General features: G+C 62.1%; 16 protein-coding genes and 1 pseudogene. 9 read left to right on the forward strand and 8 right to left on the reverse strand.

The annotated features are described in order from the left end of the window. Positions 1–117: 117 nt before the first annotated feature. Together ELH03_RS13640 and ELH03_RS13645 are read right to left on the reverse strand one after the other, a co-directional pair. Positions 118–891 carry an NUDIX hydrolase gene (locus ELH03_RS13640; protein WP_130766420.1) on the reverse strand — a complete coding sequence of 258 codons (774 nt, stop codon included), beginning with the start codon at positions 889–891 and terminating at the stop codon, positions 118–120. Then, positions 888–1,997, reverse strand: coding sequence for an endonuclease/exonuclease/phosphatase family protein (locus tag ELH03_RS13645; RefSeq protein ID WP_128401578.1), 1,110 nt, complete (start codon positions 1,995–1,997; stop codon positions 888–890). Before ELH03_RS13645 ends, ELH03_RS13640 begins: the two co-directional genes overlap by 4 nt. Before the next feature lie 199 nt (positions 1,998–2,196). On the opposite strand from ELH03_RS13645, the gene ELH03_RS13650 reads away from it, so the two are divergent. Next, on the forward strand, positions 2,197–2,565 hold the full coding sequence (locus tag ELH03_RS13650) for a DUF4189 domain-containing protein (protein ID WP_128401579.1): 369 nt from the start codon (positions 2,197–2,199) through the stop codon (positions 2,563–2,565). A 20-nt stretch (positions 2,566–2,585) separates the two neighbouring features. On the opposite strand, the gene ELH03_RS13655 is transcribed toward ELH03_RS13650, so the two are convergent. The 3 genes from ELH03_RS13655 to ELH03_RS13665 are packed head-to-tail and all read right to left on the reverse strand — an operon-like array spanning position 2,586 to position 6,308. Then, positions 2,586–3,641, reverse strand: a complete 1,056-nt coding sequence (locus ELH03_RS13655; protein WP_130766421.1) for an ABC transporter ATP-binding protein — start codon at positions 3,639–3,641, stop codon at positions 2,586–2,588. Beyond that, positions 3,629–5,323 carry an ABC transporter permease gene (locus ELH03_RS13660; RefSeq protein WP_130766422.1) on the reverse strand — a complete coding sequence of 565 codons (1,695 nt, stop codon included), beginning with the start codon at positions 5,321–5,323 and terminating at the stop codon, positions 3,629–3,631. The genes ELH03_RS13655 and ELH03_RS13660 overlap by 13 nt, the downstream gene beginning before the upstream one ends. A 7-nt stretch (positions 5,324–5,330) precedes the next feature. Next, entirely contained in the window at positions 5,331–6,308 is a 978-nt protein-coding gene (locus tag ELH03_RS13665) for an ABC transporter substrate-binding protein (RefSeq protein WP_112906606.1), read from the reverse strand. 302 nt (positions 6,309–6,610) lie between these two features. On the opposite strand from ELH03_RS13665, the gene ELH03_RS13670 reads away from it, so the two are divergent. Beyond that, on the forward strand, positions 6,611–7,669 hold the full coding sequence (locus ELH03_RS13670) for an aldo/keto reductase (protein ID WP_128401582.1): 1,059 nt from the start codon (positions 6,611–6,613) through the stop codon (positions 7,667–7,669). 100 nt (positions 7,670–7,769) lie between these two features. Then, positions 7,770–8,813, forward strand: a complete 1,044-nt coding sequence (locus ELH03_RS13675) for a DUF2278 family protein (RefSeq protein ID WP_128401583.1) — start codon at positions 7,770–7,772, stop codon at positions 8,811–8,813. A gap of 26 nt (positions 8,814–8,839) precedes the next feature. On the opposite strand, the gene ELH03_RS13680 is transcribed toward ELH03_RS13675, so the two are convergent. Then, positions 8,840–10,060: an aminotransferase-like domain-containing protein gene (locus ELH03_RS13680; protein ID WP_130766423.1), complete on the reverse strand. Its 1,221-nt coding sequence runs from the start codon at positions 10,058–10,060 to the stop codon at positions 8,840–8,842. Between the two features lie 390 nt (positions 10,061–10,450). Between ELH03_RS13680 and ELH03_RS13685 the strand changes: the two genes are divergently transcribed. The 5 genes and pseudogenes from ELH03_RS13685 to ELH03_RS13705 all read left to right on the forward strand — a co-directional run bounded on the left by ELH03_RS13685 (position 10,451) and on the right by ELH03_RS13705 (position 13,175). Next, positions 10,451–11,551, forward strand: a complete 1,101-nt coding sequence (locus ELH03_RS13685; RefSeq protein ID WP_128410977.1) for a branched-chain amino acid aminotransferase — start codon at positions 10,451–10,453, stop codon at positions 11,549–11,551. A 92-nt stretch (positions 11,552–11,643) separates the two neighbouring features. Further along, positions 11,644–11,904: pseudogene (locus tag ELH03_RS37945) on the forward strand (type II toxin-antitoxin system VapC family toxin); the annotation flags it as partial. A 123-nt stretch (positions 11,905–12,027) separates the two neighbouring features. Next, positions 12,028–12,279, forward strand: coding sequence for a ribbon-helix-helix domain-containing protein (locus tag ELH03_RS13695; protein WP_003560816.1), 252 nt, complete (start codon positions 12,028–12,030; stop codon positions 12,277–12,279). Further along, the gene (locus tag ELH03_RS13700) at positions 12,263–12,598 is read left to right on the forward strand and encodes a type II toxin-antitoxin system RelE/ParE family toxin (protein WP_128401585.1); all 336 of its coding nucleotides are present in this window, start codon (positions 12,263–12,265) and stop codon (positions 12,596–12,598) included. The genes ELH03_RS13695 and ELH03_RS13700 overlap by 17 nt, the downstream gene beginning before the upstream one ends. After that, positions 12,588–13,175, forward strand: a complete 588-nt coding sequence (locus ELH03_RS13705; protein ID WP_128410978.1) for a class I SAM-dependent methyltransferase — start codon at positions 12,588–12,590, stop codon at positions 13,173–13,175. The genes ELH03_RS13700 and ELH03_RS13705 overlap by 11 nt, the downstream gene beginning before the upstream one ends. 49 nt (positions 13,176–13,224) lie before the next feature. Here ELH03_RS13705 and ilvC read toward each other — a convergent pair whose 3' ends face one another. Continuing rightward, positions 13,225–14,244, reverse strand: coding sequence for a ketol-acid reductoisomerase (gene ilvC, locus ELH03_RS13710; RefSeq protein ID WP_128401587.1), 1,020 nt, complete (start codon positions 14,242–14,244; stop codon positions 13,225–13,227). A gap of 49 nt (positions 14,245–14,293) precedes the next feature. Continuing rightward, a complete protein-coding gene (locus ELH03_RS13715) occupies positions 14,294–14,959 on the reverse strand; it encodes a TetR/AcrR family transcriptional regulator (protein WP_197727754.1) in 666 nt (221 codons plus the stop codon). A 174-nt stretch (positions 14,960–15,133) separates the two neighbouring features. On the opposite strand from ELH03_RS13715, the gene ELH03_RS13720 reads away from it, so the two are divergent. After that, positions 15,134–15,580, forward strand: coding sequence for a hypothetical protein (locus ELH03_RS13720; RefSeq protein WP_128401588.1), 447 nt, complete (start codon positions 15,134–15,136; stop codon positions 15,578–15,580). The last annotated feature ends 3 nt before the right edge of the window (positions 15,581–15,583 follow it).

A 15,583-nucleotide genomic window follows, 5' to 3' on the forward strand; every position in this document is an offset into this window, starting at 1 on the left:
GAGCGAGTGCAAGGCGCTAAAACGCGTCACGTCAACCGGGTTCACATGTCGCGCTTTCGATCTTTACGTCATGCATGTCGTTATCCCAAAACGCTACATGGCTTTGGGCGGCATAGATCAACGCCGCTCGGCCTTGCCGAAATACCAGTCGATCACGGGCAGCATGGCGATATTATAGGGGTGCGCCGAGTGATCGGCCGAGCGGATCGCCGCCGCACCCGCGATCTCCTTGTCCTCGGCGACGAGCATGTGGCTCTCGATCCGTTCGACCATCTCGTCCGCCGTCATATCGAAGCGGAAAAGCCGCAACAGCGTCACCGTTCGGTTGGCATGACTGGCAAAGAGCCCTTGCCCCGCCACCGAACGGCCAAGATCCAACCCGGTTTCTTCATGGACCTCTCGGCGCATGTTCGCCTCGATGTCGCAACGCCCGTTGACGATATCCTCCGGTTCCAGCGAGCCGGCGGCGAAATAGACTTGGCCGGGATTGGCGGTATGGGCGCCCATACGGATAGCCACCAGCGCGCCGTCTGAGGTTTCGAGCACCGGATAGGCGAAGATGTGAACGCCGCCCTGACGCTGCGGCTGTCGGCGCCACCACATGAAGGCGGAAAAGGGAATGACGTGGCCCTCGCCCGCAATCCCGTTTTCACTGAGCGAGAGCCGTTGCTGAAACACCATGCCCCCGTCGAACAGCGCCGGATTGGCGGCGGTCTCCCGCGCCCAGTTCTCGCGGATCGCTACTTCCTCGGCGGCGACCAAAGGATGGGGACCGGGCAGGATGCGCAGATCCACGCCGGCAATGGGGAAGACCGTGGCCTCCGGCGGCCAGCCGGCGAAATCATCGGAAAAATTGCGGTTGGTGAAATTTGCGTTCAAATTCGCATTCATGGGAGATCCAGTGTCATGACGACGGGGCAGTGATCGGACGCCTTCGGCCTGTCCCAGCCGGTGCGCGGATAACGCTCCACCTCCTGCCCCGGCGGGAAGATGGTGCGGTAAGGCTGGCCACTGCGGATGATTTCCGGCAGGCGGCCGACATTGTGGGCGGCGAGTGCTGGCGAGAGCCAGAGATAATCGAGTTGGCACAGCCATTGCTCCTGCGGCCCGCGCGCGTGATAGAGCGTCCAGCGGTCGAGGGCCGTGCGGCGGCGCACCACATTTTCGGCAAAGCCATCGCGGCTGAAAACGTCGAGTGCGCTTTCGGCCTCATCCTGATGCTCGAAACGATAGCCGGCGCCTCGGCGGCCGATGACATCGACGCGCTCCTGATAATCGTTCATGTCGCCACAGATAGCGTAGCTCTTCGTGCCGGCCTGATCCGCCCCGAAGCGATCCTCGATGATGCGGCGAACGGCGCGCGCCTCGGCGCGGCGGATCGGCATGGTCGATTGCCGCCCGTCCAGTCCGTCGCGCGGATTACCCATGGACTTGAAATGCACGACGTAGAGCGAAAAAGGCCGGCCGCCGATCAGAAGATCGAGCTCCAGGCAATCGCGCTTGAAGATCTTGTCGTCGATGCGGTTGGTGAGCGCCAGCTCCTCGTCGAAAAGATCGAGATCGCGATAGGTCGTCATCGCATGGCTTTTGATGTCCCTGAGCTCGATTTTCTGGCCGTCGCGCGTTTCCTCGCGCATCAGGACGGCAACATCGATGCCGCGGCTGTCATTGCCTTCGACAAGGTATTTCTGCCGGTAACCATTTCCGACCATCCGGAAGAGATAGCCGTATTCGAAGGCCTGAAGGGCAGCCATGTTGTCGATTTCCTGCAGGCAGAGGATATCGGCATCCGCGTCGGCAATCGCAAGCGCCGTCATCTGCCTGGTGTCGTCGGTCGCCGCGATCACGCGGGCCTGCTCGAGTTGCTGATAGACGCCCTCGCTCGACACCTGGAAAAGCTTGATGACGCGGTCCTGGCGCAGCTGGTTGCGGAAGCCGGTGAAATCGAAACGGGTCAGGAGATTTTCGACATTGAAGGTGGCGAGGCGAAGCGACATGGGAAGGATCCGGTTGCGGGAAGTACCTTAACCAGCAGAAGCCGCAGGAAAAGATGGCGGGGCCAAGAAATATGCGGACAACCATCCCTCTTGCAGCCCCGGAAGCGATTGCCTGTGACTTAGGCCGCTGACATTCTCCCGCAAGCCCCGAATAATTCGTCCCGGACGACATTCACCAGTTCCGGCGCGGGGGCATTTCATGAAGCGGATTTCTGCATCGCTTGCGATTGTGACTGTCCTCGCCGGCGCCGGCCCGGCACTTGCTGACAGCTATGGTGCCATCGCCTATTCGCCATCAAAAGGCGCTCTCGGCTGGTCCTATGCCTATGACAATCGCGGCGACGCCGAAACCGTTGCCCGGCGCAATTGCGACAGCAGCGCCAATGACTGCCGGATCGCCATCTGGTTCCGCAATGGCTGCGGCGCGGTGGCCGTCGGCCATCGCGGCGGCTGGGGCTCCGGCTGGGGTTACGACAACCGTGAGGCCCAGCGCCAGGCAATCCGCAGCTGCAGAAAACAAACCGGCAGCTGCCGCGCCATCCGCTGGCAGTGTTCGGAGAACGAATGATTCTGGCTGAGTGCGGCGCCTCAAAGCCGCCACGCCGCGCGCACCGATAGTCTGAGGCTGTCACCCGTTCGGACGGGAAAGCGGGAATGGGCCCGCAGCACCTGACTATCGGTGAGGATCAGCTTCAGCGCGTAACGCTCGCCCTCGAAGAGAACGGACTCGACCGTCGCCGCGATCCCCTCGCCGGCGACGATATTCTCGCCGGAGACCAAGACATCCTCCGGCCGGACGAGGACATCCACCCTGTCGCCGCTGGCTGCCCCGGCAGCAGCACCGGCAAACATCGGCTCCAGCGCAAGCCAGTCGAGCGCCCTGCCATCGCCGAAGGGACGCGGCAGCGTCACGATCGCGCCTCGCCCGATCAGCCCGCCAACGATGCGGCCTTCCGGCCGGGCATAGATTTCAGCGGGCGGGGCCACCTGCAGCAGCCGACCCTCCGACATGACCGCGACGTCGGTCGCAAGCGCCATCGCCTCACTCTGGTCGTGGGTGACGTAGATCATCGTCGCGCCCGAACGCTGGTGGAATTCGCGGAAGGTTTCCTCCATCTCCTGTTTCAGATGTCGGTCGAGATTGGCAAGCGGCTCGTCGAGCAGCACCACGTCGGGCGATGTCACTAGGCAGCGGGCGAGCGCCACGCGCTGGCGCTGACCGCCGGAGAGATCGGCCGGCCGCCGCTCGGCATAATCGGCAAGCCGCACGGTGGAAAGCGCGTCGCGCACCTGCGCCCGGTAGGCTTCGCCCGAAATGCCACGCACCTTGAGGGGATAGCCGACATTGTCGGCAACGCTCATATGCGGCCACAGCGCGTAGGACTGAAAGACCATCGCCATGTTGCGCTTCTCCGGCGGCAACGACTGCGCGGCATCGGCAAGCAGCCGCTCGCCGAGATGGATCGAGCCGTCGCTCGGCGTCTCGAAGCCGGCGATCATGCGCAGCACCGTCGTCTTGCCGCAGCCGGAAGGCCCGAGCAGGGCCAGGAAGCCACCCTCGCGCACATCGAGCGAAAAGCCGCTGACAGCGGCCCGCCCGCTGCCAAAATCCTTGCCGAGCTGGTTGAGGATCAGCCTCGCCACGGGACCACTCCTTTCGGCAGTCGTTTGGCCAGAAGCTCGAGCAGCAGCATCAGCACGACGACCATCAGAACGACGAGCACCGAGAGCGCCGACGCAAGGTCGGAACTGCCGCTGTCGTCGAGATTGTAGATGGCGACGCCGAGCGTCTGGGTGCCAGCCGACCAGAGCAGTGCGGAGATCGTCAGCTCGTTGCAGGCGATCAGGAAGACCAGGATGACCGAGGCGCCGGCTGCCGGCGCAATCAGCGGCACGATGATATCGGCAAGCCGGCGGAAAAAGCCGGCGCCGGAAAGCCGCGCCGCCTCCTCGAGCGCCGGATCGAGCTGATGGAAGGCGCTGACCACCGGCTTCAGGCTGACGGCGAAGAACGAGGAGAAATAGGCGATCAGGATGATCCAGATCGTGCCGTAAAGCGAGACGTGCAGGATCGGGATGGGTGCAGCGAACACCAGGATGAAGGAAACGGCCATGACGATGCCGGGCAGCGAATAGGGTACTTCGATCAGGCTGGAAACGATGCGGGAAACCACATCCTTGCGCCGCGTCAGCGCATAGGCCGCAAGCACTGTCACCACAAGGAGACAAAGCGCAGTGGCACCGGCAAGCGACAGCGAATTGATAAAGGCCGTGCGCGTCACCGCCTGCCGGAACAGGATCTTCTCAAAGGCATGCAGCGACATCGTCTTGAAGGTGAGCGGCACGCCATAGGCCGGCACCAGCGCACCGGCAAGGAGCGCGAAGAACGGCGCGGCCAGCATGAAGAACAGGATCGCCCAGACGAGCGGCGTGAAGGCAAACCGCCAGGCGCCGAGTTCGAAGGCGGCACTTGCCCCGGATAATCCGATGACGCGGTAGTCCCGACCGCGCAGCGCCCGGTCCTGGATCATCAGGCCTACGACCGAGATGACGGCGATGATCGCCGAGAGCACGGCGACGTCGCCGAAGGTCCGGCTGGTGAAGGCGGAAAACTTGGTGAAGATCAACGTCGGCAGCGTGAAGATCGAGGCCGGAATGCCGAGAATGGCGGGAATGCCGAAATTGCCGGTGCAGGAGACGAAGGAGATCGCTGCTCCCGCGATGACACCGGGCAGCGACAGCGGCAGGATGATGTCGCGAAACACCCGCAGGCTGGAGGCGCCGGAAAGCCGTGCTGCCTCGACGCCGTCGCGTGGCAGCGTCATCAGCCCGGCCCGAAGCGCCAGGTAGACCAGCGGCGCATGCTGCACGCCATAAAGCAGCGCGATGCCGCCCACCGAATAGAGCGGCTGCGGCGAGCCGAGCGGCGGGGCGATATGCAGCGCCTTCAACAGCGGGCTGGAGGGGCCGGACATCTGCACCCAGGCCAATGCCGTCACCTGCGGTGGGATCATCATCGGCAGCACGAAGAAGAAGCTGAGCGGCCCCTTGGCGCGGATATCGGTCAGCGTCAGCAGGAAGGCGAAGAGGCAGCCGATGACAAGCGAGATCACCGTGCCCAGAATGGCGGTGATGACGGTGTAATAGGTCGCCGACCACAGCGAGGCTTCGCCGAGAACCGTCATCACGCCGCCATTGGCAAAGGCCGCTATCCCGACCATGGCGAGGCGGGCGAGCGGCAGCACGCTGAGGATCAGGACGACGATGACGACAAAAGGAAACAGCCAGGCGGGCTGGCTGTTTCCGGTTTTGATGTATCCGTGCATGAAAGGATCAGTTCGAGCCGTAGATGCCCGAGAAGGTCTTGAGATCCTGGTCGGTATTCTTCAGAGCGTCGGCGGCCTTGATCGGCAGAACCTTGATGGTGTCGCGCGCGGGGAAACCTTCCGGCAGCTTCATGCCGTTGCGGGCCGGGATGTAGCCGAGCTTCAGGAAGCCTTCCTGGCCCTTTTCGGAGAGCACGTAATCGACGAACTTCTTGGCGGCATCGGCATTCTTCGTGCTGGCGAGGATGCCGACCGGCTCGGTGACGGCCGAAACGCCTTCGCTCGGGAACACGAATTCGACGGGCGCGCCCTTGGCCTTCTCGCGGATCGGCAGGTAGTCAACGACCATGCCATAGGCCTTTTCGCCCGAGGCGACCGACTTCAGCACGGCGCCGTTGCCGCCGGCAGCGATCGCGCCGTTTTCGGCAAGCGACTTGTAGAAGTCCCAGCCGAGGCCGGGAACGGCGGCGAGCGTCTGGGCGTGGATGAGGGCCGCACCCGAGGCAAGCGGGCTCGGCATCGTGACGAGGCCCTTGGCTTCCGGCTTGGTCAGGTCCTTCCAGCTCGCAGGCTTCATCGCGGCCGAGGTGTTATACATGATGCCGGTGGTGATCAGCTTGGTCGAGTAGTAATAGCCGTCGGCGTCATAGAGGGCGGCGTCGTACTCAGCAGCTTCCGGCGACTTGTAGGCCAAGAGCTTGCCGTCTTCCTTGAGGCGCTCCAGCGTCACCACGTCGGCGATGAGGAGAACGTCGGCGACCGGGTTGCCGGCCTGGATCTCGGCCTGGAGTTTCGCCATGATCTTCGGTGTTCCGTCGCGCACCCAGTCGACCTTGATATCGGGATTGGCGGCCATGAAGCCGTCGACCGTCGCCTGTGCGTCTTCGTTCGGCTGGCTGGTGTAGAGAACGAGGTTTGCGGCCGAAGCCGGAATGGCAAACAGGCTCGCAGCGACAAGTGCTGCGGCGGAAACGATCGTTTTCATGGGAAGGATCCTCGATTTCGATACCCCTCCCTTATTAGGGGTCCTTTACAGAGATGTGACAGCGCACCGCAGCCCACCAGGCCCCGGTTTCACAACCTTCCCTGATGTCCACCGCCTTTGCCGACAATCGGGCCGATCGCCCTTTCCCCCAATCTCGCCGGCGTTGTCGTCAACCCTGTGAAAGAGCCGATCATCTGGTATCCTCGCGCGCAAGCGATCTCACACAGGCGTGAACACCCGGCGATTTGCCATCGCCTGGCTTTGCGCTACGTCACTCACGTTTCGATGAAGGAGGAATTTCAATGGAATATCGTCTGCTCGGCCGTTCAGGCCTGAAGATTTCGACTTTGACCATGGGCACGATGACCTTCGGTGGCGTCGGCTGGGCAAAGACAGTCGGCGATCTCGGCGTTTCCGAGGCCCGCAAGATGATCGATATGTGCATCGATGCCGGCATCAACCTGATCGACACCGCCAATGCCTATTCCGACGGCGAATGCGAAAACATCATCGGCGATGTACTCTCCGGCAAGCGGCCGCAGGGTGTGCTGCTCGCCACCAAGGCCCGCTTTCGCATGGGCGACGGCCCGAACGACCAGGGCCTGTCGCGCTACCACCTCATCCGCGAATGCGAGGCGAGCCTCAAGCGCCTGAAGACCGATGTCATCGACCTTTACCAGGTGCATGAATGGGACGGCCAGACGCCGCTGGAAGAGACGATGGAAGCACTCGACAGCCTGATCAGGCAGGGCAAGGTGCGTTACGTCGGCTGCTCGAACTATTCCGGCTGGCACATCATGAAGGCGCTCGGCATCGCCAACGAGCATAGGTACCAGCGCTTCGTCAGCCAGCAGATCCACTATACGCTGGAAGCCCGCGACGCCGAATACGAGTTGCTGCCGATCTCGATCGACCAGGGCCTCGGCGTGCTGGTCTGGAGCCCGCTGGCCGGTGGCCTGCTGTCCGGCAAGCATCGTCGCAACCAGGCAGCCCCCGAAGGCACACGCCAGTTCGCCGGCTGGACCGAGCCGCCGATCCGCGATGAGAACCGCCTTTGGAACATCGTCGAGACATTGGTCGCGATCGGCGAAGAGCGCGGCGTCTCGGCGGCACAGGTGGCGCTCGCCTGGCTGATCGGCCGCAAGGCGGTGACCTCGGTCATCATCGGCGGCCGCACCGAAGCCCAGTTCCGCGACAACATCGCCGCCGCCGAGCTGAAACTCACGGCCGAGGAGCGCAAGCGCCTCGACGCGGTCAGCCTGCCGCCGGTGATCTATCCCTATTGGCACCAGTTGAACACGGTTAGCGACAGGCTTGGTGAAGCCGATCTCGAGCTTTTCGGTCCGCATCTCCAGCAATAGGCGATAATGGATCAAGCATTGCACGGCGAAAGACAGGCGTCATAAAAGATGCACTTTCGCCGTGTTATCGTCAAACCCCGCCACCGCCGCGAGGTTCTCCATGCTGAAGAATTACAAGGTCCTGAAGGGTACGGCGAGCGCCCTTGCCCTCGACGACGACAACGATCCCCATATCGAAATCCGCATCGAGGCGAACGGCGTCAGCTACCGCATCGCGCTCAACGTCCGCTCCAAGGAATCGCCGCACGACCTGCTCTACGCCAATGTCGTCGATTTCAAGCATCCGGCGCTGACGGAGGCGCTCGAAGCTCTGCCGATGGGCCTGACCGACATCCGCAAGGACCGTCCGGAGCTCGCAATCGATTATGTCCGCGGCGGGTTGATCGAGCGCGAGGACATGAATGTCGCGCCCTTCCAGCTCTCCGGGCCGAAGAACGACCTGCGTGACTTCATCGAGCCGATCGTCCAGGAAGGCATTGTCGATTCCGACGTGCATTTCTACGCCTTCGGCGAGGCCTGGGGGCCTGAGAACAACAAGCCCGACCAATATTTTCGTTTCGAGCCGGGCAACGGCATTCACGACATCCATATGAACCAGGGCGACGGCGGCAGCTTCAAGGCCACCAACGGGCCGAACCAGGACGGCGCCCTGCTCGTCCATTTCAACGATACCGACGAATGGGCGGCGATCTTTCTCTGCTTCCAGTCGCAGAATTGGAACACCGATGCGGCGACCGGCCATCCGGTTTCCGACAGTCGCGGCGGCCAGGGCCGCGGCGAAGGCACACGCCGGCCGCAGCCGATCGTAGCCTCGTCGCTGCGCATCGTCGCCGCGCTGATCAACCCGGTGAACGGCGAAGGCGGCACCGAGGCCGAAACGGTGACGGTCATCAACCGCTCCGACATGCAGGCATCGCTCGAAGGCTGGAAGCTGGAGGACGAAAACGGCAGGACCCAGACGCTGTCGGGATCGCTGAGCGCGGGCGAGCTGCGCACCATAGCGCTCGATGCCGCAGCCGGCGGCCCGCAGCTTGCCAACAGGGGCGGCGACATCATCCTGCGCAATGCCGACGGCGCCGTGGCCGACCGGGTCGGCTATGGCAAGAGCGAGACGGCGAACGAAGGCTGGACGACGATCTTCTGATCGGCGCCACCCCTCGCCAGCCTGGATCAGCCGCCGATTTCGGCCGAGATCAGCGCGCCCAAGCGGCCGATGCCGTCCTCGATCATCTGCTCGTTGGCGCAGGAGAAGCTGACGCGGAAGGTGTTGGCGCCGGAACCATCGGCGAAGAAAGCCTTGCCGGGCACAAAGGCGACCTTGGCGGTTTCGAGTGATTTCGCCAGCAGTTTGGCGCCGTCCATGCCCTCCGGCAGCGTGATCCAGATGAACATGCCGCCTTCCGGCTTCGTCCAGCTGATGCCTTCAGGCATGTATTTTTCGAGTGCGGCCAGCATGCAGTCGCGGCGTTGGCTGTAGGCGGTTTTGATCTTGGCGACCTGCGCATCGAAGCCGCGCTCGGCGACATCTGATATCGCCATCTGGTTGATCGTCGAAGAATGCAGGTCGGCCGCCTGCTTCATCAGCACCAGCTTGCGTATGACGGGCGCATTGGCGACGATGAAGCCGACGCGAAGGCCGGGCGCCAGCGTCTTCGAGAAGCTGCCGCAATAGATCGTGCGCGTATCGTTGATGTGGCCCTTCTCGGCGATTTCGAGCGCCAGGATCGGCGGGATCGGATCGCCGTCGTAACGCAGCGACTGGTAGGCCGCATCCTCGATGACGGCGATGTCGAGATCTTCCGCCAGCGCCAGGACCTTCTTGCGGCCGTCAAGATCGACGGTCTCGCCGGTCGGATTGGAGAAGTCGGCGGAGAGATAGGCGAACTTCACTTTGCCGCCGGCAGCGGAAGCGGCCGCGCGGTAGGACTCGGGCGTCCGGTTGCCGTTCGGCGTCAGTTGGTCGTAGGCCGGTTCATAGGCGTTGAAGGCCTGCAGAGCGCCCAGATAGGTCGGCCATGTCACGAGCGCGGTGTCGTTTGGTGACAGGAAGAGCTTGCCGAGATAATCGAGGCCCTGCTGCGAACCGGAGACGATGAAGACATTGTCGAGTTCGCAAGGAATGCCGAGAGCGGCCATCTGCCCGACCAGCCATTCGCGCAGCGGCTTGTAGCCTTCGCTGACCGAATATTGCAGCGCCGAGTTGACGGCGGCGCCGTCGAAAACATCGGCATAGGCCTGCTTGAATTCCCGATCCGGAAAGAGCGCCGGATCCGGAATGCCGCCAGCAAAGGAGATGATGTCGGGCCGGTCGAGAAGCTTCAAGAGCTCGCGGATCTCGGATGCGCGCATGCGCGACGAGCGCGACGCAAACATGGTGTCCCAGTTCAGCATGGGGTTTCCTCGTATTTTCTATATCGCCGACAAACCATGCGGCGGAAATTATGTCAATAATACTGACCTATTTTCTTGTCATGGTGACAAGTTGGAGATCTTATATTCCAAAGCCTTGGTGCGAGATTAGCGAACGTCTTTCCCGATAAGGATGAAATTTCCCGAACCAACCGAATCCTTTTGAGGACCGCTGATGTCGGGATTTCACTTGATGTAGAGGCCCATCCAATATCGAAGGCGCTCGATCCCGAATTTGCTGCTCGACGTCAGCTGCATCGAGCGATTATTCCTCTGGTCAAAGCCGAAACCGGCTGATTCAGACCTTTCCAAGACCAGCTCGGCGGCAGTAGTGTCGCCGCCACTATTCAATTTACTATCAAGGTGCCAGCAATGACCGTGACGTCGGCCTCTCCTGAAATCAAAATCGAACTCCACAAGTCTCCCGTCTCGGACGCCGATCGCATCCAGGCACTGGAGACGCCCGGCTTCGGCAAGGTCTTCACGGATCATATGGTCCTGGCACGATGGACCGCCGACAAGGGCTGGCACGATGCGAAGGTTACGCCGAGGCGGCCCCTGGAGCTCGATCCTGCGAGCGCCGTGCTGCACTACGCTCAGGAAATCTTCGAGGGCATGAAAGCCTACAAGGCAGACGATGGCCGGATTCTGCTCTTTCGGCCTGAAGAGAACGCACGCCGCTTCGCGCAGTCGGCGACCCGCATGGCGATGCCTCCTGTGCCCGAAGAACTCTTCCTGAAGGCGGTCGAAGAACTGGTCCGCGTTGACAAGGCCTGGATTCCGTCCGGCGACGCCAGCCTGTACCTTCGCCCCTTCATGTTCGCTAATGAGGCGTTTCTCGGCGTTCGTCCGGCTCTGGAATATGTCTTCTGCATCATCGCCTCTCCGGTCGGCGCCTACTTCAAGGGCGGCGCGAAGGCCGTCTCCCTTTGGGTCGAGACCGAATACACCCGTGCAGCCAGCGGCGGCACTGGCGCTGCAAAATGCGGCGGAAACTACGCAGCCAGCCTCGTGGCGCAAGCCGAGGCGTCGAAGAAGGGTTGCGATCAGGTCGTCTTCCTGGACGCCGCAGAGCATCGCTGGGTCGAAGAACTCGGCGGCATGAACGTCTTCTTCGTGATGAACGATGGATCAGTGGTGACCCCGCCCCTTGGCGGCACGATCCTGCCAGGCATCACCCGAGCCTCCGTGATCGTGCTCGCCGAAGAAAGGGGCTTGCGCGTCGAGCAGCGTCCCTACTCATTCGCCGAATGGCAAGACGACGCCGCCAGTGGCAGGCTCGTCGAAGCGTTCGCTTGCGGCACGGCCGCAGTCCTGGCGGGCATCGGCCTGGTTCGACATGGCGGCGGCGAGTTTCTGGTCGGAGACGGACAGACCGGCAAGTTGACCAGCGAACTGCGCCAGCAGCTCGTCAGTCTGCAGAAGGGCGTAACGAACGATGAGCACGGCTGGACGCGCCTCATCCCGACCTGAATTCCGGACGTTCCACGCGAACGGCGGCGTCAACACCGACATGGTGGGCGCCGCTCTCCGCCTCGCCCGCAAAGCCGTCGGGCTGGCGGTATATTCCGCTTGAGCTTTCCAAATGGCTGGCACGCGAAAAAGACGAGGAAGCCGTCGACAGCTTCATCGCTTATACTGCGACATATATGGTTGTTTTGCTCGACACGACGCTTGCCCGCCGTGCTGCCGAAATATCGGCAACTCATAAACTCGCCACCGCCGATGCGATCATTTATGCGACCGCGGAACGCCATGATGCCGATATCCTGACCTGCGACGCCCATTTCAAGGATCTCGAACGCGTCATCCATATCGATAAAAAGACTTATCCGCATGTGACCCAAGCCCTCGACGGCAGAGCACAACGCTTCTATCACAAACTGGGAAATGATAATCTGGCATCTGGAATGGCTGAAAACCGGCATGTGCAGGCGGCACCGAATCCAATGGCGAAAATGACGATCTCGCTTCCGGATAATCTGGCGGAATACGTCGAGAATCGTGTCGCAAGCGGCAGATACAGCAGTGCCGGCGCATTCCTGGCGGAGCTCATTCTGAAGGATCAGCTCCATCACAAGCTTGACGACGAAGAACTGCGCAACATCCTGAGGCAGGCTGAGGAAAGCGGCCCAAGCGATCGACGCATTCCGGACATCCTGTCGGAAACGAAGGCGAAGCTGCGTGACAACAACCTATAGGCTGACCCGAGCCGCGGACGCCGTGCTATCAGGCATCGACGAATATGCTTGCATCAACTTCGGCGAGGCGCAGGCAGACGCCTATCTTCTCGACTGGGACAGGATTTTCGTGCTTCTTTCCCACGCTCCCTCCATGGGAGAAGAGTGCGACGAACTCGGCGCTGGCCTTCGCCGCCTCCTCCACATGCGCCACGTCGCCTTCTACCGGGTGACATCGGAAGGCATTGTCGTCATTGACATCGTCGACGCGGACCGGCTTCCCGAAAGACATCTTCAATCCAACCGACGCCCGCGATCGGCCGAACAGCATGCCTCTTGACCGCACCTCCGCCTTCTATGAGGAAAATGCCGAGACATATGCCAACCGGGCGCGCAGCCTGCCAAAGCAGCGGCTCGATGCCTTCCTCGCCGGACTTGCGCCGGGTGCGGCAATCCTCGAACTCGGCTGCGGCGGCGGGCAGGACAGCGCCTACATGCTGTCGAAGGGTTTCGACGTGACGCCGACGGATGGCTCTGCCGAGCTTGCAAGACAGGCAGAAATGCTGATCGGCAGGCCGGTCAGGGTCATGCTCTTCCAAGAGCTCGACGCCGACAGCGCCTTCGACGGCGTCTGGGCGCAGGCAAGCCTTCTCCACGTCTCGAGGCCAGAGCTGCCCGATGTCTTCGCCCGCATCCGGCGCGCCTTGAGGACAGGCGGCATCATTCATGCGACCTTCAAGGCAGGCGATGCGGAAGGCCATGACGGCTTCGGGCGTTATTACAACTATCCCTCCGCCGAATGGCTGTCGAAGCTATTGACGAAAGTCGGCTGGCGGAATATCGCCATCAGCGAAAGCGACGGCGGCGGCTATGACGGCAAGCCGACCCACTGGCTGACCGTGAGCGCAGAACGGTAAAGGCCGGAGCTTTTCGCCCCGGCCTCCAACCGTAGAATCTTGAAACCGCTTAGTTGACCGACTTGTCGACCAGCTTGTTCTTGCCAATCCAGGGCATCATGCCGCGCAGCTTGGCGCCGACTTCCTCGATCTGATGGCTGTCGTTCAGGCGGCGGATGCCCTTGAAGCGCGAACCGCCAGCGCGGTATTCCTGCATCCAATCGGAAGTGAACTTGCCGGTCTGGATGTCCTTGAGGACGCGCTTCATCTCGGCCTTGGTCTCGGCGGTGATGATACGCGGACCGGAGACATATTCGCCCCACTCGGCCGTATTCGAGATCGAGTAGTTCATGTTGGCGATGCCGCCTTCATAGATCAGGTCGACGATCAGCTTCACTTCGTGCAGGCACTCGAAATAGGCCATCTCAGGCGCATAGCCGGCCTCGACCAACGTTTCGAAACCAGCGCGGATGAGCTCGACGAGACCGCCGCAGAGAACGACCTGCTCGCCGAAAAGGTCGGTTTCGCATTCTTCGCGGAAGTTGGTTTCGATAATGCCCGAACGACCGCCGCCAACGCCGCAGGCGTAGGAGAGAGCGAGTTCAAGCGCATTGCCGGAAGCGTTCTGGTGAACGGCAACGAGGCAGGGAACGCCGCCACCCTTCTGGTATTCGCCGCGAACCGTGTGGCCCGGGCCCTTCGGCGCGATCATGACGACGTCGACCGTCGCCTTCGGCTCGATCAGGCCGAAATGCACGTTGAGGCCGTGGGCAAAGGCGATCGCAGCGCCATCGCGGATATTCGCAGCGATTTCCGACTTGTAGATGTCGGCCTGCAGTTCGTCTGGCGTTGCCATCATCATCAGGTCGGCCCAGCCAGCGGCTTCGGAAACCGTCATGACCTTGAAGCCGTCGGCTTCGGCCTTCTTGACGGTCGGCGAACCGGCCTTGAGCGCGATGACGACGTTCTGGGCGCCGCTGTCCTTGAGGTTCAGTGCATGGGCACGGCCCTGCGAACCGTAGCCGATGACGGCGACCTTCTTGGCCTTGATGAGGTTGAGATCGGCATCACGATCGTAATAGACGCGCATTTGAAGTTCCTTCCCTTTGCTTGTCTTGTTGACTGTCATTAAAGCGGAATCAGCCGAGAACCGGCATCTCCGCCAGAACCTTGTCCGTGCCATAGAGCCTGAGGAAGGCGGTGACCGCCCTCTCCGCCTGGCGCGCGGTATCCTTGAGGCCTGGCTCGCCGAGCAGCATGCGCACATGCAGGTCGGAGACGATCAGGCCGTAAAGCGTGTGATAAGCCTCGTCGGCATCGGAAAAACGCAGGAGCCCTGCCCTCTTCCCGGCATCGATCAGCGCCATGGCGCGCCGGTCGATCTGGCGACGGCCGCGCTCGAGCAGCAGCTTGCCGAGCTTCGAGCCGTCGCGGTTCGACTGGCCGATCGCCAGCCGGTTCAGCGCCAGCGAGACGTCGCCGGCGAGCACTTCCAGCAGGTCACGCGCAAAAATGACGACATGGTCGTGCAGGCTCGCTGCCGTCAGCCGCTCGCCATTGCGCTCGAAGGTGCGCACCTTGCTGGCCTGATAGGCAATCATCGCCGACAGCAGACCGTCGCGATCGCCGAACCACTTGTAGAGGCTTTCCTTCGAGCAATTGGCGGCACGCGCGACGCCCGAAGTCGTCAGCGCCTTCTCACCGCCATCGACAAGCAGCCGCAGCGCCTGCTCCAGAACGGCGTTCTGGCGCGGCGAAAATTCGCTCGGCTCTGCGGTATCGACGGACACGATCATGGCTCCCATATACGTACCGTACGGTACGGTTCGTGAGGTTTATGCGATAAACCGATCAGGTCGTCAAGAAGTCCAGATAGATTTTTTTAATACGGGAAACCGCGATGAAACACCAGAATTGGATAGGCGCGAATCCTCGGCGATCGCATAAAGTCGCGCTATAGCATTTGCCCGGAGGCTTCGATGTCACGCCTGTCTGCAGCTCTTCTCCTGCTCGGAGCAATTCTCCTTGGCGGCTCAAGCGCTCTCGCGCAGTCCGACAGCGACGTCTATAACCGCATCGAGGAACTACACGGCGATGCCGCAAGCTTCGACCGGCCGCTGCGCCAACTTGTTCGGGCGATGCGCTCAGGCGACGCCGAGACCATCGCCGGCCTTGCCGAATACCCGCTGACGGTCAAGGCCAACGGCGAGACCTACCACGTCGAGAACGCTGAGGATTTCATCGACAATTTCGACGATCTCGTGACGCCCGAGACGCGCCGCGCCATCGGACGCCAGCAATACGAGGATCTCTTCGTCAACAGCGACGGCGTCATGCTGGCCGGCGGCGCCGTCTGGATGGGCGCGGTCTGCGACGACACCGCCTGCGAAGCGAGCCATTGGGCGATCATCGCGATCAACAACTGATAT

Origin of the sequence: Rhizobium beringeri (assembly GCF_004306515.1) — a bacterium.
Lineage (GTDB): Bacteria > Pseudomonadota > Alphaproteobacteria > Rhizobiales > Rhizobiaceae > Rhizobium > Rhizobium beringeri.

What these genes read in the sequence shown, in the direction of transcription:
- ELH03_RS13680 (WP_130766423.1), bottom strand. Translation starts at nt 10,060, where the DNA reads ATGCTGAACTGGGACACCATGTTTGCGTCGCGCTCGTCGCGCATGCGC.
- ELH03_RS13695 (WP_003560816.1), top strand. Translation starts at nt 12,028, where the DNA reads ATGGCGAAAATGACGATCTCGCTTCCGGATAATCTGGCGGAATACGTC.
- ELH03_RS13670 (WP_128401582.1), top strand. Translation starts at nt 6,611, where the DNA reads ATGGAATATCGTCTGCTCGGCCGTTCAGGCCTGAAGATTTCGACTTTG.
- ilvC (WP_128401587.1), bottom strand. Translation starts at nt 14,244, where the DNA reads ATGCGCGTCTATTACGATCGTGATGCCGATCTCAACCTCATCAAGGCC.
- ELH03_RS13640 (WP_130766420.1), bottom strand. Translation starts at nt 891, where the DNA reads ATGAATGCGAATTTGAACGCAAATTTCACCAACCGCAATTTTTCCGAT.
- ELH03_RS13665 (WP_112906606.1), bottom strand. Translation starts at nt 6,308, where the DNA reads ATGAAAACGATCGTTTCCGCCGCAGCACTTGTCGCTGCGAGCCTGTTT.
- ELH03_RS13715 (WP_197727754.1), bottom strand. Translation starts at nt 14,959, where the DNA reads ATGGGAGCCATGATCGTGTCCGTCGATACCGCAGAGCCGAGCGAATTT.
- ELH03_RS13720 (WP_128401588.1), top strand. Translation starts at nt 15,134, where the DNA reads ATGTCACGCCTGTCTGCAGCTCTTCTCCTGCTCGGAGCAATTCTCCTT.
- ELH03_RS13650 (WP_128401579.1), top strand. Translation starts at nt 2,197, where the DNA reads ATGAAGCGGATTTCTGCATCGCTTGCGATTGTGACTGTCCTCGCCGGC.
- ELH03_RS13675 (WP_128401583.1), top strand. Translation starts at nt 7,770, where the DNA reads ATGCTGAAGAATTACAAGGTCCTGAAGGGTACGGCGAGCGCCCTTGCC.
- ELH03_RS13660 (WP_130766422.1), bottom strand. Translation starts at nt 5,323, where the DNA reads ATGCACGGATACATCAAAACCGGAAACAGCCAGCCCGCCTGGCTGTTT.
- ELH03_RS13685 (WP_128410977.1), top strand. Translation starts at nt 10,451, where the DNA reads ATGACCGTGACGTCGGCCTCTCCTGAAATCAAAATCGAACTCCACAAG.
- ELH03_RS13645 (WP_128401578.1), bottom strand. Translation starts at nt 1,997, where the DNA reads ATGTCGCTTCGCCTCGCCACCTTCAATGTCGAAAATCTCCTGACCCGT.
- ELH03_RS13705 (WP_128410978.1), top strand. Translation starts at nt 12,588, where the DNA reads ATGCCTCTTGACCGCACCTCCGCCTTCTATGAGGAAAATGCCGAGACA.